This is a genomic window from Octadecabacter dasysiphoniae, assembly GCF_021532615.1.
Lineage (GTDB): Bacteria > Pseudomonadota > Alphaproteobacteria > Rhodobacterales > Rhodobacteraceae > Octadecabacter > Octadecabacter dasysiphoniae.
The window spans coordinates 647,016-669,625 of record NZ_JAKGAQ010000001.1 but is presented as its reverse complement, the minus strand read 5'-3'; the positions used below and the strand labels follow the sequence as shown (position 1 = coordinate 669,625).

Sequence of the window (22,610 nt, the reverse complement as noted above, 5' to 3'; positions counted from 1 at the left end):
GGTCTTCGTTTTGGTCCTTGGAATGAAAACGCCTTCTCGTTAATATAGCGGTTACAAAGGCCTTCCCAACATAAAGGTAACCTCGTGTCCGATCAGCCGACGCTGTTCAATTGGCTTTCGATCCTGATGCTTGGCCTTATCTGGGGCGGGACATTCATGGTCGTGGCCATCGCGCTTGAGGGGTATGGCCCTTTGACGGTTGCCTGCGCGCGTACGACATTGGGTGCTGTGACGCTGCTGCTGTTGGTTCGGATTATGGGGCGGGCGATGCCAAGCGGAACCGCCGTGTGGGGTTACCTCGCGGTGATTGGTGTGTTGAACACCGCCCTGCCCTTTGCGCTGCTAAGTTGGGGGCAACAATATGTGCCATCCGCCTTTGCAGGGATTTCCATGGCCGCCCTGCCGCTTTTCGTTTTCCCTTTGGCGCACCTGTTTTCCGACGAACGCATGACAAGCCGCAAAACAATCGGCGTCATCGTTGGATTTATCGGCGCGGCCGTTCTGGTGGGCCCGGGGGCGTTTGATTTTTCCGAAGGCAGCTTGGCGCTGCCGCAACTGGCCTGCATCGCGGCGTCGCTGTCCTATGCGATTTCAAGCGTGCTGACGCGGCGCTGCCCGCCCGTAGACAGCATCACGATGGCCGCGCTAACGCTTGTCGTGGGCGCTATTTGTTTGATCCCGGCAATGCTTGTGTTTGAAGGCGTGCCCACATGGGTAGATGGGCGCGCGGGATATGCGATCGTTTTTCTTGGTCTTGTACCAACAGCCTTCGCCGCATTGTTGCGCGTGCAAACGATACGCACCGCAGGGTCCGTGTTTATGACATTGGTGAATTACCAGGTACCCGTTTGGTCCATGGTTTTCGGCGCTTGGGTGCTGTCAGAAGTCCTGACGCAACGCTTTTTCGCAGCCCTCGCGCTGATCTTGTGCGGGTTGGCGATCAGCCAATGGGCCGGTCTGAAATCGCTGCTTAAGCGCTGATTTTCGCGACGGCCTCAACCTCTGCGACGATGCCATCAACCACCTGCCCCAAAAGAGTATCATCCACACATTCCGCCATTACGCGGATCAGCGGTTCCGTTCCAGATTTGCGGATCAGCAGTCTGCCTTTGCCGACCAACGATGCTTCGGCACTGGAAATAGCGGCCTGCACGGCGCCTGCGGACAATGGATCAGCCCCGGCCTCATAGCGCACGTTCTTAAGGACTTGGGGCACGGTTTCGAACACGCGGCACAGTTCTGACGCGCGTTTACCGGTTTCAACCATCGCGCTGAGGAACTGGAGCCCGGCAAGCAACCCATCGCCAGTCGTCGCGTAGTCCGTCATGACGATGTGGCCCGACTGCTCACCGCCCAGATTATACCCGCCTGCGCGCATCGCTTCGACGACATAGCGATCACCAACGTTCGTGCGCAGCAGGGCCAAACCCTTATCGTTAAGGAACCGTTCCAGCCCGAGGTTCGACATCACAGTCGCCACCAAAGTCCCGCCCTGAAGGCGGTCTTTTTCAGCCCAGCGGGATGCAAACAGGCCCATAATCTGATCGCCGTCTGCCACGATGCCCTTTTCGTCCAAGATCATCACGCGGTCTGCATCGCCGTCCAGACAAATGCCCACATCCGCGCCGTGCGTCACGATCGTTTCCGCCGCAGTGCGCGGGGCTGTCGACCCACACCCTTCGTTGATGTTAAAACCGTCTGGCGCAGTGCCAACAGGGATCACCGTTGCGCCAAGTTCCCACAAGACTTCGGGCGCAACCTTGTAGCCTGCGCCATTCGCGCAATCGACAACAACCTTAAGCCCATCCAATCGCATACCTGCCGGAAACGTCCCCTTAAGGCGTTCAGCATAGCGGAACCGGCCATCATCAATGCGTTTTGCGCGGCCGATGTTGGTGGCTTGCGCTGGAATAATCTCACCTTCCAGCAATGCTTCGATTTCCATCTCTGCCTCATCGGACAGTTTGAAACCGTCCGGGCCAAAGAATTTAACGCCATTGTCGCAGGCCGGATTGTGGCTTGCGGAAATCATGATGCCCAGATCGGCGCGCATGGACGTGGTCAACAGGCCAACACCCGGCGTTGGGATCGGGCCCAGCAGCAGTACATTCATCCCCGTACTGGTCAGGCCCGCTGTCAGCGCGCTTTCGAACATGTACCCCGACAAACGCGTGTCTTTGCCAATCACAACACGGTGGCCGTTCGACCCGTCATTGCGAAAATACCGCCCCGCTGCGGCGCCAATTTTCAACGCCATGTCCGCAGTCATTGGGTAGGTGTTGGCCTTACCGCGTACACCATCGGTTCCGAAAAATTTACGTGCCATGGGGCGCCCTGTCTTAGTCTTAATTCACTGCCAGATGCAGGCTCATCGCCTGTCTTGTTTCTGCTATATCATGGACCCGCAGAATTTGCACACCTTGGCGTGCACCGTGCAACCCTACGGCGACTGACCCTGGCATCCGGTCGCGGGCGTGCGGTGCATTTCCGATTGCACCAATAAATCGCTTTCGGGACGCGCCCAACAAAATGGGGCATCCAAGCCCATGAAAAATAGATATATTTTTCAAAAGAGTAAGGTTGTGTGCCTGTGTTTTGCCAAACCCGATCCCCGGATCAACGATGATGTTTGACCGGCTGATCCCCGCTGCCTCTGCGGTGGCGATGCGCGCGGCCAGAAAGTCGTAAACATCAAGCGTGACGTTATCATAATGTGGCGCATCCTGCATGGTTTCAGGGTCGCCCTGTGCGTGCATCAAACAGATCGGAACATTGGCACGCGCTGCAACCTGCGCCATATCCGCGTCATAGGTCATCGCCGCAACATCGTTAAGAATGGTCGCCCCCGCATCCAGCGCCGCACGTGCCACACCAGCCTTGCGGGTATCGATGGAAATCGGCGCGCAGTCTTGCGTCAACAGGGCCTTGATGACAGGCGCCGTTCGGGCGATTTCATCGTTTACATCGACCGTGGCGGCACCGGGTCGCGTGCTTTCGCCGCCAATATCAAGAATGTCCGCACCATCCGCCATCATCTGGCGGGCTTGGGCCAGGGCTGCATCCGGTTCGCGAAACAAACCACCGTCCGAAAAGCTGTCCGGCGTGACGTTCAAGATGCCCATGATACGCGGGCTGTCCATCGACACACCTGAAACCAGCGCGCGCGGTTCTGTCAGTCGGGTCAATACATCGGCCGGTATGTCGGACGCCGTCACTAGACCTGACGATCCGCCGCGCTCCATACGCTCAGCATGGGTAAACCAACACCCGCCCCCCGCCACTGTGTGCGCACCTGCTGGGCGACAGGGATCCGTCATAACTATCGGGCGGTAATAGACCATCTACAGAACGCGCACCGGTACGGCGCAGTCGGGCGCGCCATCCCCGATCACGACCAATTCCTGTGCCTGCATTTGCCCCGCAAACCACGCCACAAGTGCCAGTGCATCCGCTGCATGCGCGCTTGGACCGTCCACCGCGTCTAGCACAATTTTAGACGGGGCCCAGACGCAAATCTGTCCGTTCTTCATCGCCCAGTCGAGCTCGGTTCGGGTGCCAACAACAACACAACGCTTGTCGCGCCCCGCCAGAACCCATGCGTTTTGTTCAATCGCCAATAAATCAATGCGCCGCTGCGCCATTGCAATCCGCGTTCTTGGTGCAGGCGTTTCACCGGCCCCAACACAAAAGATCAACGGCGTGTCGTCTTTGGCCAGATCGTCAATGAGGGTCGAAACCTCGTCCCGGGCCATGGCGTCGTTGGACAGGTACACAACACGCGGATGCGGATCTTCGACGGTTTCGACGGCGGCATCGGCGTTCCCGCCCTGTTCACGCACAATTTCAACGCCAAGCGAATAAGGCCCGCGATCAATCTTTTCGATCCGCACAAAAACCCGCAACGCTTGGGGTTCGAGCAAAATCCGCTCTGCCACCCGCGCTGCCAGTGTTTCAAGAAGGTTCAGGCGTTCGGCACCCAATTCGGCATCAATCGCTTCGGTGACACGGTCATAGGACAGGATACGGTCGACATCATCGTCGATGGCGCCGGTCAGCGGCGCGACCTCAACCACGACGTTGAATTTGATGCGTTGCAGCGTGCCGCGTTCGGCCTGAAACGCACCAATTTCGACTTCGGTGATGTAATCGCGCAGGGAAATGCGGTCACGCAGCCCGCCGCTGCCATCCGGTGACGTTGCCTCTGCCCGTTCTGACGGGTGGGCAAAGGCCAATCTTGTATCGCTGCTCATCTTGTTATCCTCGCAGGTGTTGCGCGTGGAATACTAAGCCTCGCGGGGCCAAACAAGCATCTATCGCGCCACCCTAGGGGGCGGATGCGACTAGGACTGACGGTAGAAGTGGTGCGACCCGATCGTTGTGGTGCGTGGAAACACCCGCGCCCAGCGTGGATTCACGGCGCGTGTGTGATAATGTGTGGCACCATCGGTCAGCTGGCGCGGCGCGCCATCCATCAGCAAACGGGCAACTTTTCCGACCTTGGCCCATGCGGCAGGTTCATGAATAACCTCGGCATTGCCATCACACGTATATGTAAATTGGCAGGCGTACTGGCGGCCCGTGCCCTGGTTGATCACACCACAAAGGGAACTGGGGAAGCGCGAAGAATCGACGCGGTTCATGATAACTTCGCCGACGGCAAACATGCCCCGCACGCTTTCGCCGCGCGCTTCGAAATACAACGCTTCGGCCAAACAACGCCATTGTTCCCCACCGGACGCATCAGGTTGGCCGTTGAGGAATGCGACGTCGTAGGTAATCACGTCGGGGGCCGTTGGGATATTGCGGGCAGAAGCAGGCGGCACCGCCGTCAGGGCAGCAATACGCACGTCTGACACCTGTTGGATCGCAGTACGTTCCTGCCCCAGCAGCGCACCCAATCGTGCGGCCAAGACATCATCAGCTTGTGCAGGTGCACCCATAGCAACCACCGACAGCACGGCAGCTGCCAGTGTTTTCCCCAAAACGCGCTTCAACATAGATATTTCCAAATCGACGCGCGGTTTGCCCCACGCAAGCGCCCTGCCTCTAAGGGAAAGCCACGGAGTCGTCTAGCATACCCCCCCGTGGCAGAGCGGCGCACCGATGCAGTTAAGGCACAGCACGAACTATGCACCACAACATATTGGGGTTACTGTATTTTTGACCCGCACACCTAGATCGGTATCACTGGCCGATTTTGTCTTTTAGGGCCAGTTGAGCGGCGGAAAGCCGCGCAACGGGAACACGAAACGGTGAACAGGACACATAATCAAAGCCCTGCGCGCGGCAAAACGCGATTGCATTGGTGTCGCCACCGTGTTCGCCGCAGATCGACAACGTCACGTCCGGGCGGCCCCGACGGCCCCTTTCCGCACCAAGTTTCAACAACTCGCCCACGCCCTCAAGGTCCAGCGTGTGGAACGGGTCTTCTTCGTAGACTTGTTGTTTGACGTAGTCAGACATGAATTTGCCGGCATCATCGCGCGATAAACCATACGTCATCTGGGTCAGATCATTGGTGCCAAACGACAGGAACGCTGCGTGTTCTGCAATATCTTCGGCACGCAATGCTGCACGCGGCGTTTCAACCATCACGCCCAGCTTATATTCAAAATCAACGCCAGTTTCGGTGCGCACAGCTGCGGCAACGGCGTCGATACGCGACTGGACAAGTTCCACTTCGCGCATGGCACTGACCAGCGGAATCATGATTTCAGGGACAATTGCGCCGCTTGTTTCGCTTGCCGCTGCCGTCGCTTCGAAAATGGCGCGCGCTTGCATGTCGTAGATTTCAGGAACCGAGATGCCCAAACGCACGCCGCGTTGCCCCAACATCGGGTTGTATTCGGACAAATCATCAACCCGTGCAGTGATTTGGGCCAGTGGCACATCGAGCACCTCGGCGAGTTCGCGCATGCCGGATTTTCCCACAGGCAAGAATTCGTGCAAGGGCGCGTCAAACAAACGTATGCACACAGGTAGGCCCTGCATGATGCGAAACAGGTCTTTGAAATCGGCGCGCTGCAACGGCAACAGGCGTTCTAATACCGCCCCGAGCCCTTCCGGCGTTTCAGCAAAGATCATCTCGCGCATCAAATCAACGCGGTCACCATCAAAGAACATATGTTCGGTGCGGCACAGCCCGATCCCCTCGGCCTCAAAATTGCGGGCGGTTTGCGCATCGGCAGGCGTATCGGCATTGGCGCGGATACCGATATCGCGCACGGCATCGGCCCATGACAACAGCGTTTGAAACGCATCATCCAGCGCCGCCTCAAGCATCGCAGGTTGCCCGGCAAGCATCTGGCCCGTCGTGCCATCCACCGTCACCATGTCCCCTGCTTGAAACGTGCGGCCGTCAGGCACCGTGATTTCACGTTTCTTTTCATCGATGTCCATATCAGCCGCGCCCACGATGCACGGCAAACCCATGCCCCGCCCGATCACAGCCGCATGGCTTGTGACACCGCCCCGCAGGGTCACAACGGCGGCAGCGGCATGCATACCGCGGATATCTTCTGGGGTGGTTTCACGCCGCACCAAAACGCAGGGTTCTTCGCGCGCGGCACTGGCCTGTGCTTCGTTGGCACTGAACACCAATCGACCACTTGCCGCGCCGGGGCTTGCCGCGATGCCACGGACCAGAAAATCGCGTTTGGCACGTCGGTCTACTTGGCGGTGCAGCAATTCGGACAACGCCGCAGGCTGTACCCGCATCACCGCGTCTTCTTTGGCAATCACACCTGATGTGGCCAGATCAACAGCAATACGAACCGCCGCACGGCTGGATCGCTGCACCCGAATAGCATCCAGAATAGTCAGTTCCCCGTCGCGCAGGATGAACTTGATCTCCATTTCTTCGCGCAGACGGATACGGCCCAACGCGCCAAATTCGATAAGTTTCTGAAATGCATCGGGCGCCTCATCTTCAAGGGACGGGCCACGCGGATCGCGGGTCAAGTAAATCGCGTTGGCGCTGTCGCGAATGATTTCGGTGTGCGTGGCTTGGGGTGCAAAGCGCCCGTTGATCTGGGCGGTCCCCGTGGTGTTGTCCACGAACTGGATCACGCCAGATCCGGAAATGCCCGGCCCCATCGCCAACGCCATTTCCTGCACGACCAATCCCAATCCCGCATCTGCCGGTGCACCTTTGGCCTGGCGCAACAGCCGCGCGGTTGTGCCTTCCCAAGTGCGCGCCATAGATCGCAAAACCTCGCCCAACTGCTCACCCGCGTCTTGGGGGAATTCGGCATCCATTTCCGTCTCGTAGGTGGCCAGCATCGCCTTGAGCGCCGCAAGCGACGGCTGATCGGGCAGATAAAATTCTTCTGGGTCAAGGCGCGCAACTTCGACTGCAAAGGACTGAATATACCGCATATAAAGTCGCGTGGCAGGATCTTCGCCCAGTGTTTCACACAACTGCGCGTGCTTGGCATCGTTCATCCCGATGTTGAGCATGGCACCCGGCCCACCCCAATCAGGGTCCATGCTGCTGGGGCGCACCGACAATAGGGGGTTTTCTTCGAAATGACGCAAAATCTGTGGGATATCAGCAACTTGCCCCGCAGCAATCGCGCGCACAGCATCAAATGACAAGGCCACAGTCGTCGGCACTGGCATATCCAGCCGGATCAACCGTTGCAGGCATTTCGCCCGCCCACCATGAATGTTCGCGGCCATTTGCGCGGTTTTGGTGACAAGGCAAAGATCCTTGAGCGTGATAACTTTCTGCACTGCGGCATTCCTCCTGTCAGGCACCATAGACAGGTGCGCTGACAGGGCAAGGATTACCTTTAGAGAGTGTTAACCCTCCAGTTTCCTAAGATCAGCCACGCTCAGGCAGATCGTGCGGATGCGGTGCAACAGGTTCAGACGGTTGCGACGCAAGACTTCGCTGTCAGCATTGATTTGCACAGTCTCGAAAAACGCATCAATCGGGCTGCGCAAATCAGCCATGGCGGACATTGCAGCGGCGAAATCCTCGGCAGCCATTGCAGGGGCGATTTTGGCGTCAGCCGCATCAAGCGCTGCAAACAACGCCTTTTCAGCGTCGGTTTCCGCAAACTTGATGTCCGCACCGTACGAATACTCAACCCCGTCTTTGTCTTCGGCTTGGGACAGGATGTTGTTTGCCCGCTTGAACCCCTGGATCAGGTTTTCCCCATCGTCAGTTTGCAAGAAAGCAGCGAGCGCTTTGGCGCGGTTTACGAGGAGCAAAAGATCATCGTTGCCCGGCATAGCGAGAGAGGCGTCGATCACGTCATGAGAAACGCCTTCGTCCTTAAGGTAGACCTTGAGGCGATCGTGGAAGAAAGAGAGGAGGTGGTCATCGATGTTAACGTTGGACAGTTTAAGGGTCAGCCCGTTCTCCAACACCAACCGGATCACACCCAACGCAGCACGGCGCAGCGCAAACGGGTCTTTGCTCCCCGTGGGTTTTTCATCAATCGCCCAGAAGCCTGTCAGCTTGTCGATCTTTTCGGCCAGCGCAACCGCGACTGACACGGGCGCGGACGGCACGTCATCGGATGGGCCCAACGGTGAATAGTGGTCCTGCGCGGCGGCGGCCACGGCATCCGACATCCCTGCTTCTTTCGCGTAATAGCGTCCCATCAAGCCCTGAAGGTCGGGGAATTCGTAGACCATTTCGGACGACAGATCAGCCTTGGCGAACCGTGCGGCTTTATCGGCTTCGTCAGGATCAGCCCCGACCAGCGGCGCGATTTCGCGGCTTAGCGCGGCCATGCGATCCACCAATTCGGCCACCGTCCCGAGCTTGTTGTGGAACGTGACATTGCCAAGCGCATCCAGCCATTCTTGGCCGCCCGCCTTTGCAATCCGCAGATCGTTTTCCCAAAAGAATTTCGCGTCCGACAACCGCGCAAACAGCACCTTCTGGTTGCCTGCCAAAATGGTCGCGCCCTGATCGGATGTTTCGCGGTTGGCGACGGTCACAAATCGCACGACTTGGCCAGACTTATCGCGCACAGAAAAGAATTTCTGGTGCTCTTTCATCGACGCGGTCAACACCTCCGGCGGGAGGGTCAAAAAGTCGTCCGCGATGGTGCCCATCAACACAACGGGCCATTCCACAAGGCCCGCGACCTCTGCCAGAAGCCCCTTATCCTCGACCAGTTCCAGCCCTGCAGCAAACGCCTGATTGGACGCCTCTGACCAGATCAGATCAGCCCGTTCATCCGCGCTTAGGATGACCTTTGCGCGCTTTAACTTTGCCTCGTAATCCTCGAAAGACGTTACAGAAAAAGCATCGGGGCCCATAAAACGATGGCCCTTTGTGGTGTCACCAGATGTAATGCCTTCAACGGTGAAGGGCACGACCTGCGCACCTGCTTCGTCGGACAGAATACAAATGATGGAATGCAGCGGGCGCACCCATTTCAACGTGCCCGATCCCCACCGCATGGACTTGGGCCATGGGAAGTTGCGGATCGTGGATTCCAACACCTCTGCGATGATGTCCGACGCTTTGCGCCCGGGCCTTTCTATTATGGCGAAATAGACTTTGCCTTTGCCGGTATCGCGTGCCTCAAGGCTGTCGCGTGACACGCCTGCGCCACGGCAAAACCCTTCGATTGCTTGGTCTGGCGCGCCGACTTTCGGGCCTTTGCGTTCTTCGCGTGTATCAGGGGACTCTGCGGTCAAACCTTCGACCGACAAGGCCAATCGACGCGGCGTAGAAAACGCGCCCGCGCCCGCATAGGTCAGGCCCGCATCAACCAATCCATCGGTCATCATCTTTTTCAGGTCGGCGGCGGCTTTCGCCTGCATCCGCGCGGGAATTTCTTCGGAGAAGAGTTCAATCAGAAGATCAGGCATCAAAAGTCCTCGGGTAATTCGGGGCAGCCATCAGGCGTGTTGTCACCGGCGAAAACGGCCTCACCGCAGGGGTTCAACTGGTGCCAGACAAAACCGCGTCCGTCTGGCAGAACGGCCACAACGCGGTCCACACCGTATGAGATGTTTTCTTCGCTCAGGAAGGCAATCGCGTCGCCAGTTTCCAGCGCCGCGCCGATTGCCTGTGCGTCAAAGCAGTCAAACCACGACGGCGCGTTCAGCGGCACGGCATCATCCATGATGACATAGGTTTCTGACAGCATTGCCTGACTAGAGGGCGTGTCAAAACACACGCGATACGAAATAGCACCAGACAGGCGAACGCCGTCTTTGACGGTGTCGATGCCCTTTACATTTTGCGACAAAATCGCCTCGGGTTGATCCGTGGCGACGTTCAACAATTGGATTTCTCCAACCTGATCCGCAGTCAGTTCTGCATAGCCAGCGTAAACGAGGTTGTAGTACATGAATGCGCCACCAGCAAAAGCACAGCCAAGGATCGCAACGATCCAGAAGCGAACGGCGTTCATATAGCACCCCCTGCCGCAGTTTGCACAAAGGCATCCGCACACAATTTCGACAATGTGCGCACACGGCCAATGTAGGCCTGACGTTCGGTGACCGAGATGACCCCGCGCGCGTCCAACAAGTTAAACAAATGGCTGGCCTTGATCGCCTGATCATAGGCGGGTTGCGCCATGACTATTTTATGGCCCGTCTTTGGGTCAATGTGGTCGTGCGACAGAATGGCGGCGCATTCTTTCTCTGCATCTTCAAAATGCTTCAGCAAAATGTCGGTATCCGCGATGTCAAAATTGAACCGCGAATATTCCTGTTCGTTTTGCAAAAACACATCGCCATAGGTCAGCGGGATCGGTGCGTCCGGATCGTTGTAGGGCATGTCCATAACGTGATCGACGCCAAGAATATACATCGCAAGGCGTTCGAGCCCGTAGGTCAGTTCCCCAGAAACAGGGTGGCAGTCGTGCCCGCCAACCTGTTGAAAATATGTGAATTGTGACACTTCCATGCCGTCACACCAGACTTCCCAACCAAGGCCCCATGCGCCCAGTGTCGGGCTTTCCCAGTCGTCTTCGACAAACCGGATGTCGTGCAGATCCATGTCCACGCCGATTGCGCGCAACGACCCCAAATACAGTTCCTGCAAATCGGGCGGGCTGGGTTTGATCAGCACTTGGTATTGGTAATAGTGCTGCAAACGGTTCGGGTTTTCGCCGTATCGCCCATCCGTCGGGCGGCGCGATGGCTGCACGTAGGCCGCCGCCCATGGCACATTCCCCAAGGATCGCAATGTTGTCGCGGGATGAAACGTGCCTGCGCCAACTTCCATGTCATAAGGCTGCATAATCGCGCAGCCGTGATCGGCCCAATAGGCCTGAAGGCGAAGGATAATCTCCTGAAAACTGCGCGGCGTATCGGCCATATCGGACCCCTAATTCTGCTTTCCGCTTGCATAGGCGGCGCGGGCGCGGGGGTCAATGTGCGCAAAAGGCCGCAACAGCCCGTGATTAGGGCTATTTTCCAGTGGATTCACATCACTTTGCGCGTGCGCTTCGGGCTGTGAGTGATAAATTGCGCCGAAGCGCCGCGACGGGACAGTCCGGCAAAGGATTCTTCGGGGACGGTTTCAAGCAATGTTTCGTATTTTATCAGCACTTATTCTTAGCCTCGTGATGGCCTTTCCCGCATTGGCGCAGCAAAGCGTTTGGGTCCAGATTGAGGCCCAGCGCACCCTGACTGGCGCGCAAAATGCCGCGCGTGGCTATGCGTCAGCCGGTGTTGATGATGTGACGGGGTTCGCCCTGCCCGGGGGATGGTACGGCATTGCTGTCGGTCCTTACGCACCAGTGGATGCAGATGCAGAGCTGCGTCGTTTGCGCCGTGCCGGTTTGATCCCATCAGACAGCTACATCGTGGATGGTGGACGGTTCCGCACCCAGTTCTGGCCCGTGGGCCTCACAGCCCCGACGGCACCCGTGGCCATTGAAACGCCAACGGCCGAAGCACCTGAAACGCCCATCGCCGCTGTAAACCCAATCATCGTGCCCGAACCTGACCCAATCACAATCCCCGATGAAACACTGCGGGAAGCCCAATCCAGCGAACAAACATTGGACCGCGACGAAAAGCGCCTGTTGCAGACAGCATTGCAATGGGCTGGCGTTTATGAGGGTGCGATTGACGGCTTGTACGGACGCGGCACACGCCGGTCTATGTCAACGTGGCAAGAGGCCAACAACCACGAGGTTACGGGCGTTCTGACAACAGGACAGCGTGCTGAATTGCTCGGCTCTTATAACGCGATCCTTGATGGCATGGGCCTGCAATTGGTGCGCGACGACGCGACGGGCATTGAAATGCAAATCCCCACAGGCGTTGTAAAGTTCGCAGAATATGAGCCCCCCTTCGCGCGCTTTGATGCCTCTGGCGACGTTGCAGCGCAGGTGTTGTTGATCAGCCAACCGGGCGATCAAACCCGCATGTTCGGCCTATACGAAATCCTGCAAACGCTGGCGATTATCCCGCCAGAAGGCGAACGCAGCCGCCGCGACCGCAGCTTTACGATTGAGGGCGTAGACAACTCCGTCCATTCCTACACGTCCGTCGTGCTGGAAAATAATCAAATCAAGGGCTTCACGTTGGTCTGGCCTGCGGGTGATGATGACCGACGCCGCCGTGTCCTTGCGGAAATGCAGGCCAGTTTCACAACCATCGACGGGGTTCTTGACCCCGCAATTGCGCGCCCTGACGAAAATCAGGCGATTGATTTGATTGCAGGATTGGCTGTGCGCAAACCGATCCGTGATCGCTCGGGCTTTTATATCAACAGATCAGGCGAAGTTTTGACCACGCTCGAGGCGATTGGCGAATGTACGTCAATCACGCTGGGCCTGGAACATGACGCAACTGTTGTGCATCAAGACGACGCTTTGGGCTTGGCTGTGTTGCGCCCCACAACTTCCCTTGCGCCCCCTGCTGTTGCAGAATTCCAAACAGGTGTGCCGCGCCTGAATGCCGAAGTGGCCGTCGCGGGGTTTCCTTATGGCAACGTGTTGACGACCCCTGCCCTGACGTTTGGCAAACTGGCTGATATTCGTGGCCTCAACGGTGAGGATGAGGTCAAGCGCCTGTCGATCTTTGCCCAACCCGGTGACGCAGGTGGCCCTGTCTATGACAATGGCGGCGCGGTGCTGGGGATGCTGTTGCCAAAGGCGCAAACGAACGGGCAATCCTTGCCCCCCGAGGTTTCGTTTTCTGTGGATGCAGACCAAATCGTAACGTCCTTGCAAACGGCAGGCTTGAACGTTCAGACAACAGAATCCGTGGCCTACATGACGCCAGAACTGCTGACGTTGATGGCCGCCGACATGACCGTGCTGGTCAGCTGCTGGGACGACTAAGCCGTTAGCGCAGGCGTAAGGCGGATCACCGTCGGGACATCTGCCTTAAACGCCGCGTCCAACGCTGGCGCAATATCGGCCAGCGTTTCGGGCTGCACCGACAGTGCGCCATAGGCCTTTGCCAATGCAAGGAAATCGGGATTGCGCTGGATCACGGCGTTCGGGGCGATCTGTGCGCGCACCATTGAATCCTCAATCTCGCCCAGCTTGCCATTGTCCCACAGGATGATCGGCAACGGCAGGCCAAGCTCAACAGCGGTGCCAAGTTCAGCGATGGTATATTGCAGCCCGTAGTCCCCAATGATGCAGGCGGTCCGTTGGCCCTTGCGCGCTACAGCGCCACCAATAGACGCGGGCAACGCATAGCCCAGCGTGCCAAACCCGAACGGATGGTGCCACTGGCCAGGATATTCCATCGGCCAGATGTCTTTGGCAGCATAGGCAAAGCCCGTCATGTCCGAAAAATACATCACATCATCGGGCATCGCCGCGCGGACGGTGTCGATGATCAATGGCAGGCCGGGGCGCTCTGCCTCGATCTCGGAACGCCACGCGGCGCGGGCTTTCGCGACTTCTTCAGTTGACCAGCCCGCATCTGCGCGTGGGGTCAGGTGTTCATACAATGCCTCAAGTGCGGCGCGTGCATCCGCGACAAACGTCTGGCCGGTGTTTTGTCGGCTCGTCAACATCTCGGGGTCGATATCAATGCGCACCAGCGGAACGCTGTTGCCTAGTTCGGGCCGCCACAAATCGACCTCCGCCAGCTCGGTTCCGACCGCAATCACAAGATCTGCGGATGCGATGATCGCTTCTGAGGACGGACGCGACAGACAGGCACCGAAATGCAAGGGATCGCTGTGATGGATCAATCCGCGCCCCGCGTAGGTGGTTATGGACGCGGCATTGCTGATCTCAACCACATCGCGCACGGCCTGCCCTGCTGAAACCGCGCCGCCCCCGAAAATAAATAAAGGGCGTTTGGCGCGGTTCACAGCTTCGGCGAGGCCCGACATTTCGGGGCGCTCATCGCGCATGTGCGTGTATTTAGATGTGGCAGGCGGTGCGCTTGCCTCGGCCTCAAGCAGCTTGATCGGGACATGGATCGCCTTGGGGCGCGCGCGTTTGGTTTGAAATTCAGACAAGGCGCGGTCGATCAAACCATAGGTCGCATTTGCCGTTAGCGGTGTTGCAGACCAATCCGTCACAGACGCCGCCGCCCCTTCTTGATCGTTCATCTGGTGCAACTGGCCCTTTTCGAACGCGACCTCATCCAGACAGGACGCCAGCATCAGCACGGGCACAGAATCCGAATAGGCCTGCCCCATGGGCGTCAGCGCGTTCAGCACGCCCGGTCCGGTAATGACATAGCACACACCGGGTTTGCCGGACGCCCGCGCATAGCCATCAGCCATAAACCCCGCGCCCTGTTCGTGGCGCGCCAAAACGTGCTGAATGCCGGCTTCTTCGATACCGCGATACATTTCCTGATTGTGCACACCGGGAATGCCAAAAATCGTATCGATCCCGCGGTCTTTCAACATATGGGAAATTTGCGCGCCAAGGGGTCGCACCGCAGGTTGCGCATCGAGGGGTCGTTTTGTCATTGCTAAGCTCTCCAGAAATGCCAGCTGAGGATGGTAAACACGGCCATAATTTCAAGCCGCCCGACAAGCATCGCAATCGCGAGGATCCATTTAGCGGCATCATTCAGCCCTGCAAAGTTACCCGCTGGTCCGATTTCATTACCCAACCCCGGCCCTACATTGGCCAGCGCCGTCGCCGCACCGGAAATCGACGTGATAAAATCAAGACCCGTCAGCGCAAGCAAAACACCAACCACCCCGATCGCCACCATAAACGCCACAAAGAACGCCATGACCGAGTTCAAAACATCGTCCCCCACCGATCGCCCCTGATAACGCGGGGTAAAGATGCCATGGGGGCTGTGAATGCGGCGAATTTGGGCTTTGATGGACGCAAACAGCAACTGATAGCGGAAAATTTTGACGCTACATGCGGTTGATCCCGCACAGCCACCGATCAACCCGATGAAGAAGAACATCGTGACGGCAAAAGGCCCCCACTGCATATAATCCGCGCTGGCGTAGCCTGTTCCTGTCAGGATCGACACGACGTTGAACAGCGACTCCCGGAAACCGATTTCGGAAAAGCCGTGAAACGTTTGCCACAGCCACAGCGTCATCACCAAGACCAGTGCAAAAATCACGACAAAGAAGGTGCGGATTTGGCTGTCTTGCAACAGCGGCTTCGCGCCGTTGCCCGAAATCAGTTGGACGTAGCGCACAAATGGCAGTGCCGCGAGGATCATAAAGACACTGCCGACATACTGCGGCCCCGCCCCCAGCGCCCCGAACGAGCTGTCGTAATTGGCAAAACCGCCCGTCGCGACGGTGGTCATTGCATGGGTGATCGCATCAAAGGCGTTCAGCCCGACGAAGGAATAAGACAGGGCACAGGCAAGGGTGATGGCGACGTAAATGACAGAAATTCGGCTGGAAATTTCCGCAGCGCGGGGCAGGATTTTTCCCATTGTATCAAACGCTTCGCTGCGGAAAATCTGCATACCGCCAACACGCAGTTCCGGCAGAAAAACCATCGCCACAACAATGATACCAATGCCGCCAAGCCATTGCATGATCGCGCGCCACAGCTTTAACCCTTCGGGCAGCCCCTCAATCCCGACGATCACAGTGGCCCCTGTCGTTGTCAGCCCTGACATCGCCTCAAAAAAGGCATCCGTGAAATTCAGCTCTGCGTCGCCCAACACGAACGGCAACGATCCAAACAGTGGCAAAGCTAGCCAAACCAGCGTCGTCAGCAAAAACGTCTGGCGAATATTCAACCCTTGCGACACCCCGTTCTGGCACGCCAAGGCAACCAGCCCGCCGACCAATATCGTGATCACCGCGCTTTCCAGGAACACAGGCCAATGACCGTTCCCTGCTGTAAGATCAGCCAACAAAGGCGCGAACATGGTGGCCCCAAGGGCCGCGACCAAAAGGCCGATCACATATCCTACGGGGCGTACGTCAAACATGGGTTAACGGTTGGCTTGAGGGGGCCAAAGTGTCAAGCGTTGGGACAGTCATGTCAGGTCTGAAAATCGGTAAGCCGAACGCACCAAAACCATTCAAACGCGACGGTTGCATCTCAGAAAACACGCCGCATAGTAAAGCCAATCGGATGCACCGATCTTCTCACTTGGTGAGACAGCAATCGGAGCCTAAAACCTTAACAACGGGCATCATGTCGCGAAATGAGGGACACTAGATTATGACTACGCCACCTTCGGAATATCCTCAAAACCCACAACGCCTCACGCCCTATCCGAACTTTCGGTTCAAGCTGAAATGGTCTGATAGCTCTGGAAAAGAAATCTACGTCGCAGGGGTAAATCGGGTGAGCGCACCTTCGCATACAACGAAGGTTATTCATCACCGTGAGGGCGGCGATCCGTCGTTAACGCATCTGGCACCGGGCCAGACCGAGTATTCTGCAATTACGCTTGAGCGCGGCGTGTCCTACGATACTTCCTTTCAAGAATGGGCGAACAAGGTCTTTGATTTTCAGTCCTCGCAAAATTTGGCGGAGGAAAACCCTTCGCAGTTTGATGTCCGCAAGAACCTGATCATCGAAGTTTACAATGAAGCGGGCCAAATTGTTCTCGCTTACAAAGTTTACAACGCTTGGGTTTCTGAATTTCAGGCCCTGTCCGACTTAGACGCTACTGGAAAGCCTGCTGTAGTGATCCAATCCATTGTCATGGAAAATGAAGGTTGGGAACGTGATACGTCTGTAGAGACTGCGACTGAGCCCTCGTTCTCGCTGCCAGCTTCGTAGGGCATGCTGGTTGGCCAAAGGAAGGCCAAAACCTAATCAAAGGCATTCTTAAGCCGCTGAATTAGGGTGAGGTTAGCCAGTTAAAAAGGCGTTCGCGCTTTTATTTGTCGCCCCCTTCCCGCCCTACACTGGATCTGAAGTGTGGGCCGATCACTACCCCACATGAAACAGCGACTGGAACAGGCGCGGATCAAGGGATTCCGCGTCAAACGTTGATCCTTCGGTCAGCACCGACACGGCGTCATGGCTGTGCAGGCTTTCCTGATGGGACGCAATAACACGGTAATCGGCGATGCGGTCATCTGCCTGCATTTGTTCGGCGAACAAACGCGCGGCGTCTTCTACAAAAATCGGATTTGCCGCGTTCAGTTCAGCAAACGCCTGTTCGTCTTCGCGTTTCACCATCACTTGGGTTTCTGTGGGCACGGCTGCACGACAGCGATCAATCAAATCCTCGAACCACAAAACTCCCGCCTCGTCGTCTAATTCGACAGACACCCGCGCGACGCTTCGTTGGGAATGCGGCGTGGCCAACTGCCCGCGGAATTGGCGGGCATGTTCGGACAGCTCCAAAGAACATGGGCAGGTGCTGGAATAGACATAATCAAGATGCACGATCTTTTTGCGCACGCCGTCTGTTTCAATCAGCTCAAGCGCGATATCGTAATATTGGTATCCCGCAAGGCCAGAGCGCAGCGAATTCACTTTCATCGGGAAGGATGTCCGCATCATGATCCGCGCATCAAAGCTTTCGAGGTCGGTTTTATAGGCATCCAAGGCCGCGTCGATCACTTCAAAGCTAAATGTCTTTTCGGCGTGTTTGTAAAATGTGCGCATGATGCGGGACATGTTGATGCCCTTCTTTTCCGCATCCAAGGACACCGTTCCCGTCACGGATGTTTCAAGCGTCAGATCAGCCGCATCGCGGGTGTGAAACCGGATCGGCAACCGAAAGTTGGAAATGCCCACATGCTGGATCGCCCGTTTCGCCCCTTTGATCAGGCTGCTCGGCCCGTTTTGCAGGTCCGGCATTGACGCTTTGTAAACCTCGTCCACCTCAAATTCTTCGGGGTAGGCGCGGGCAAGTGCCGGATAGTTTGACACTTCTTTGCCGGGCACCAAACGTGACACCAACGGATCAAGGGCGGCCACTTCTTCGTCCGTGACACCCGCAGCCCACTGGCGCAGCAATGCCAGCGCATCGGCGGCTTCGTCATGGGTTAATTCACGTTTCAGGTCTTTGGCATGGATATTCATGGTGTCCCCCTCGGGCTGAGCTCGCAGAACCTCCAGATGGGGTGCCTTGCGTTCTTTTTCCACTTTAACATGCTCCTGATACGGGATTGTGACAGCTTTGGATCAAACGAGACTGGCCGCAATCGGTGCGAAACGCCAGCGTTTTCGCCCCCTTAGCAAAGGCGTTTTTCATGATCCGGGTGTCGATGTATCGCCCGTCACGTGTGACTATATTTACACTCAGCTTGTTCAGCACCGCCGCACGGCCACGCCCGCAACACTGCCCCGAATTAGATCGCGTCAAGCGCCGCAATAAGATCGTCGATCAGATCACCTGCGTCCTCAAGCCCTGCTGAAATCCGCACCAGACCGCCGGTGATCCCCAATGTGTCCTTTTGATCCTGTGGCAAACGCTGATGCGTCGTCGTGGCAGGATGTGTAACGATAGATTTGGCATCCGCAAAATTGTTGGAAATCGTGAACAAATTCAACGCATTCAGGAATGTGAAACAGGCGTCTTTGCCGCCCTTCACATCAATCGCCAGAACCGTACCGCCCGTTTCACATTGGCTGCGGGCCAAATCACATTGCGGGTGTGCTGCGTGATTGGGATAACGCACGGTATTCAGCTTGGGGTGCCCGTCAAGCGCGTCGGCAATCGCCATCGCCGTGGCCGATTGCTGGCCGACGCGCAAATCCAACGTCTCAAGCGATTTCAGATGGGTCCAGGCGGTAAACGGGTTCATCGCACCGCCGGTGTGTTTCAAATAAGCCTCGATCGGGCCGCGGATCAGATCGCGAGAACCGGCAATCAAACCGCCCAGCATCCGCCCCTGCCCGTCCACGTGTTTTGTGGTCGAAACAACCGCGATATCTGCACCGCACTCAGCCGCGTAAGAATAGATAGGCGTGGCCATGGCATCATCGACAACGACCTTTGCGCCCACCGCGTGGGACGCTTTGACAACGTGGCGCAGGTCCACGACCTCAAGCGTTGGATTTGAAATGCTTTCAAGGAAAACAACCGTTGTTTCAGGCCGGATCGCGGCGTCCCATGCAGCGTTGTCCGTGCCATCCACCAATGTCACTTCAACCCCGAAGCGCGCGATGATGTCTTCCAGTACGTACAGGCATGATCCAAACAACGCCCGCGACGATACAACATGATCGCCCGCCTTCAAAAACGCCATCAACGCGCCGGACACGGCCGCCATGCCAGATGTGCACGCAAATGCGTCTTCATAGCCCAAAAGCATCGCCATGCGATCCTCGAACATGCGCACGGTTGGGTTGCCGTAGCGGGCGTAGATAAATTCGTCGGCGCACAAATTTTCGAACCGGGCCTCTGCGGCTTCGGCGGATGGGTAAACAAAACCCTGGGTGAGGAACACGGCCTCGCTCACTTCACCATATTGACTGCGCCGCGTGCCCGCGTGCACCGCTTTTGTACGTTTCTTCCAAGTGTCCATTCTAATGCCCCTTCAAGCAAAAACCCCGACACCGGCAAAGGTATCGGGGCTACGCCCGTCCCTTTTAGCAGCATATTTAAAGTGGCCCGCAATCCGGTAACAAATCGCCACTAAGGGTGGAATACGCCTGCCGTGCGGCTGCGTCAACACCCCTTGCGCGTGCGCCACTGTCAGGCATTGTAGCATTAGAGGAGACGCCCGATGACCATTGATCTGTATTACTGGCCCACGCCAAACGGTTGGAAAACCACGATCTGCCTTGAGGAAATGGGGCTGGATTACGCCGTGCACCTGATCAATATCGGCGCGGGCGATCAATTTGCACCCGATTTTCTTAAGATTGCGCCCAACAACCGGATGCCGGCAATTGTGGACCCTGACGGGCCGGATGGTGCGCCGATTTCGGTGTTCGAATCCGGCGCGATCCTGCAGTATCTTGCGCGTAAAACAGGGCAATTCGGCGGCCCGACCGAACGGGACCGTATTGCAGTGGATCAATGGCTAATGTGGCAAATGGGCGGTTTGGGGCCAATGGCCGGACAGGCGCATCATTTTCTGAAATACGCGCCAAACATGGATCCACCGCAAGACATTTCCTATGCAAAGGACCGCTACCGCGCTGAAACGGCACGACTTTACGGGGTTCTGGATCGCCAGTTGGCAAAACATGAATTCGTCGCCGGGGATTTCTATTCCATCGCGGATATGTCGATTTGGGGCTGGGCGTCACTTTGGGAAGGCCAGCAACAAACATTGGATGACAAACCACATATGGCGCGCTGGCTTGAAACTGTATCAGCCCGCCCCGGCGTTGAACGGGGCCGCGCGGTGGCCGCCGAAAAGCGCGGCGACTACAAAGGCGACAAGGCGGCACAGGACCGATTGTTCAAGCGCGACTAACGGAATCTTTACGAATGAGACCTACGCAAAGAGCTTGAGTTAAGGAGTTCCTATGTCAGGTCGCGCCCAACGTTTTCCAGCGAATTTTCCGGTCGTCTTACGCAAGGGACCGGTCATGTTTCCAGCAACCATCTGCAACATAAGCACGGGTGGCGGCTGCATCGTGGCCACGCATCAATTGGCCAAGGGTGAAACCGCCGTTCTTGACTACGCAATCGGCCAAACCCGCGCGACGATCATGTGGGCAACGGGAAATATGATGGGTGTGAAATTTGAAAACCATCTGTCAACGGTCGGCCTGAACAGCATCCGCGCTATGAAATCGATCGCCTAGCGTCAGGCGTTGTCTTCGGGCGCTTTGTCCGGTTCGATCACATATTTTTGCAGCGTGATAATCTGGACCCATAAGTACAAGAACAGGGCCAGCGGGAAACCGAACGTTTCAATCTTGACCCAAGCATCGGTCGACATTGTGCGCCAGACTACCTCATTGATGATCGCGAGGGCGGCAAAACCGATGGCCAGACGTTTGGTCAGGATCATCCATCCTTCGTCCTGCATCGGCAACATGTCCCCCATGATCCATTTCAACAGACTTTTGCCCCGCAAAAGCCCCGCACCTAGGATCACCGCAAACAGCCCATTAACGATGGACGTCTTCATTTTGAAGAACCGTTCATCGTTGAACCACGCCGTCAGCGCGCCAAAGAAAATAACCATAAAGGCCGTAAAAACCTGAATGCGGCTCAACTGACCTGTCAGCGCCCATAAAATCGCCATGGCGATCAACAGCACCGGAACGAACGCAATCGTTGCCACGATAAAACCCGTGTATTCGGTGCCACCAAAGGTAAACACATCATCCTTGATGCGCGTATACAGCACAAAAAACGCGACCGTCGGGCCAAGTTCGAGGATTTGTTTCAAGACGGGATTGATTGTTTTCTCTGCCATAACTGTCACTTAACCCCCAATTTGAACCATTACAGCCCCCAAAGCGATCAAACCCATCAAGATCAACCGTCGTGGCCCCACCGTTTCACCCAAAATGAACCACCCGATCAATGCGGCAAAGACGGTGGATGTTTCTCGCAGGACCGCCGCTTCGCCGACACCGCCCAACCGCGTCGCCATCATCACGCCGCCAAAACTAACCCAAGCAATCACCGCCCCCGCAAAGCCGCGCCGCAGCAGCGATCCCACACCGCCGGGTGCGCCTGTGCGCCGATATCGAAGTGCTGCAAGAATTGGAAAATCCAGGGCGGTCAGAAAGAAGAACCACGCCAAAAAGGTGAAAGGATCAGGGGATTGGCGAATTCCGTAGGCATCCCACACCGTATAGATCGCCACCAGCATTCCACCCGCAAACGCCCAGATCAGGCCGATCTTAAGCCCCCTTAGATCGACTTGTTCCGCCGCCATATTACGCAGCGCAAGCAGCAGCATCGCCCCGGACAGGCACGCTACGCCAAGCCATTGCAACGGTTCAAAATGTTCCTGAAACAGCAGGCTCGCGCCAATCACAGTCACCAAAGGGCCTGTGCCACGGATCACCGGATAGACCACCGTATAGGCCGCGCGTTCATAGGCCAGCGCGACCGTCACCTTGTAGGCAAAATGAACTAGCATGGCGCCCAGCAAGACCAGAAATGTTGACGTCGTTGGCCACGGCACCAAGAAGAACGCGACCGGCGCAGATATCACGACCAAGGACGCATCGATCGATCCACGGATCAACCAAGGATCATGCCGCCCCTTTTGCAACGCGCCAAAAAACCGCATGTGCAACCGCCGACATCAACGCCAATGCCATAGCCCAGCGCGCGCCTTCCGGCGTGCCCGCGATTAAGATAATCCAGTCGGTCAC

General features: G+C 57.0%; 18 protein-coding genes, 1 pseudogene and 1 riboswitch. Of the genes and pseudogenes, 5 read left to right on the top strand and 14 right to left on the bottom strand.

Going from position 1 to position 22,610, the window contains the following annotated elements; translation table 11 throughout:
- The first annotated feature begins 84 nt into the window (after window positions 1-84).
- Window positions 85-981 (top strand): DMT family transporter, encoded by an 897-nt coding sequence (locus L0664_RS03280; RefSeq protein WP_235224197.1) that lies wholly within the window; start codon window positions 85-87, stop codon window positions 979-981.
- Here L0664_RS03280 and glmM read toward each other — a convergent pair.
- The 8 genes from glmM to L0664_RS03240 all read right to left on the bottom strand — a co-directional run bounded on the left by glmM (window position 971) and on the right by L0664_RS03240 (window position 11,299).
- Window positions 971-2,326 (bottom strand): phosphoglucosamine mutase, encoded by a 1,356-nt coding sequence (gene glmM, locus L0664_RS03275; RefSeq protein ID WP_235224196.1) that lies wholly within the window; start codon window positions 2,324-2,326, stop codon window positions 971-973. The genes L0664_RS03280 and glmM overlap by 11 nt on opposite strands.
- A gap of 19 nt (window positions 2,327-2,345) precedes the next feature.
- Window positions 2,346-3,341 (bottom strand): dihydropteroate synthase, encoded by a 996-nt coding sequence (gene folP, locus L0664_RS03270; RefSeq protein WP_235224195.1) that lies wholly within the window; start codon window positions 3,339-3,341, stop codon window positions 2,346-2,348.
- A complete protein-coding gene (locus tag L0664_RS03265; protein WP_235224194.1) occupies window positions 3,342-4,250 on the bottom strand; it encodes a dihydroneopterin aldolase in 909 nt (302 codons plus the stop codon).
- Between the two features lie 90 nt (window positions 4,251-4,340).
- Complete coding sequence (locus L0664_RS03260) at window positions 4,341-4,997, bottom strand: cell wall hydrolase (RefSeq protein WP_235224193.1); 657 nt, start codon at window positions 4,995-4,997, stop codon at window positions 4,341-4,343.
- 187 nt (window positions 4,998-5,184) lie between these two features.
- The gene (locus tag L0664_RS03255) at window positions 5,185-7,734 is read right to left on the bottom strand and encodes a putative PEP-binding protein (RefSeq protein ID WP_235224192.1); all 2,550 of its coding nucleotides are present in this window, start codon (window positions 7,732-7,734) and stop codon (window positions 5,185-5,187) included.
- Window positions 7,735-7,803: 69 nt separating this feature from the next.
- Window positions 7,804-9,837 carry a glycine--tRNA ligase subunit beta gene (glyS, locus tag L0664_RS03250; protein WP_235224191.1) on the bottom strand — a complete coding sequence of 678 codons (2,034 nt, stop codon included), beginning with the start codon at window positions 9,835-9,837 and terminating at the stop codon, window positions 7,804-7,806.
- A complete protein-coding gene (locus L0664_RS03245) occupies window positions 9,837-10,385 on the bottom strand; it encodes a DUF6446 family protein (RefSeq protein ID WP_235224190.1) in 549 nt (182 codons plus the stop codon). Before L0664_RS03245 ends, glyS begins: the two co-directional genes overlap by 1 nt.
- Complete coding sequence (locus tag L0664_RS03240) at window positions 10,382-11,299, bottom strand: glycine--tRNA ligase subunit alpha (RefSeq protein ID WP_235224189.1); 918 nt, start codon at window positions 11,297-11,299, stop codon at window positions 10,382-10,384. Before L0664_RS03240 ends, L0664_RS03245 begins: the two co-directional genes overlap by 4 nt.
- A gap of 211 nt (window positions 11,300-11,510) precedes the next feature.
- On the opposite strand from L0664_RS03240, the gene L0664_RS03235 reads away from it, so the two are divergent.
- On the top strand, window positions 11,511-13,277 hold the full coding sequence (locus tag L0664_RS03235; RefSeq protein ID WP_235224188.1) for a trypsin-like peptidase domain-containing protein: 1,767 nt from the start codon (window positions 11,511-11,513) through the stop codon (window positions 13,275-13,277).
- Here L0664_RS03235 and L0664_RS03230 read toward each other — a convergent pair.
- A complete protein-coding gene (locus L0664_RS03230) occupies window positions 13,274-14,881 on the bottom strand; it encodes a thiamine pyrophosphate-binding protein (protein ID WP_235224187.1) in 1,608 nt (535 codons plus the stop codon). The genes L0664_RS03235 and L0664_RS03230 overlap by 4 nt on opposite strands.
- A 2-nt stretch (window positions 14,882-14,883) precedes the next feature.
- A complete protein-coding gene (locus L0664_RS03225) occupies window positions 14,884-16,335 on the bottom strand; it encodes a TrkH family potassium uptake protein (RefSeq protein ID WP_235224186.1) in 1,452 nt (483 codons plus the stop codon).
- 236 nt (window positions 16,336-16,571) lie between these two features.
- Between L0664_RS03225 and L0664_RS03220 the strand changes: the two genes are divergently transcribed.
- Window positions 16,572-17,138 (top strand): phage tail protein, encoded by a 567-nt coding sequence (locus L0664_RS03220; protein ID WP_235224185.1) that lies wholly within the window; start codon window positions 16,572-16,574, stop codon window positions 17,136-17,138.
- 153 nt (window positions 17,139-17,291) lie between these two features.
- Here the strand turns inward: L0664_RS03220 and folE2 are convergent, their stop codons facing one another.
- Window positions 17,292-18,395, bottom strand: a complete 1,104-nt coding sequence (folE2, locus tag L0664_RS03215; protein ID WP_235224184.1) for a GTP cyclohydrolase FolE2 — start codon at window positions 18,393-18,395, stop codon at window positions 17,292-17,294.
- A gap of 269 nt (window positions 18,396-18,664) precedes the next feature.
- Entirely contained in the window at window positions 18,665-19,843 is a 1,179-nt protein-coding gene (locus L0664_RS03210; RefSeq protein WP_235224183.1) for an aminotransferase class V-fold PLP-dependent enzyme, read from the bottom strand.
- Between the two features lie 43 nt (window positions 19,844-19,886).
- Window positions 19,887-19,964, bottom strand: a riboswitch (SAM riboswitch).
- An 80-nt stretch (window positions 19,965-20,044) separates the two neighbouring features.
- On the opposite strand from L0664_RS03210, the gene L0664_RS03205 reads away from it, so the two are divergent.
- A complete protein-coding gene (locus L0664_RS03205; protein WP_235224182.1) occupies window positions 20,045-20,743 on the top strand; it encodes a glutathione S-transferase N-terminal domain-containing protein in 699 nt (232 codons plus the stop codon).
- A 52-nt stretch (window positions 20,744-20,795) separates the two neighbouring features.
- Entirely contained in the window at window positions 20,796-21,077 is a 282-nt protein-coding gene (locus L0664_RS03200) for a PilZ domain-containing protein (RefSeq protein ID WP_268821541.1), read from the top strand.
- Window positions 21,078-21,079: 2 nt separating this feature from the next.
- On the opposite strand, the gene L0664_RS03195 is transcribed toward L0664_RS03200, so the two are convergent.
- Together L0664_RS03195 and L0664_RS03190 are read right to left on the bottom strand one after the other, a co-directional pair.
- Window positions 21,080-21,697 carry an inner membrane-spanning protein YciB gene (locus tag L0664_RS03195; protein WP_235224180.1) on the bottom strand — a complete coding sequence of 206 codons (618 nt, stop codon included), beginning with the start codon at window positions 21,695-21,697 and terminating at the stop codon, window positions 21,080-21,082.
- Window positions 21,698-21,706: 9 nt separating this feature from the next.
- Window positions 21,707-22,610: pseudogene (locus L0664_RS03190) on the bottom strand (EamA family transporter).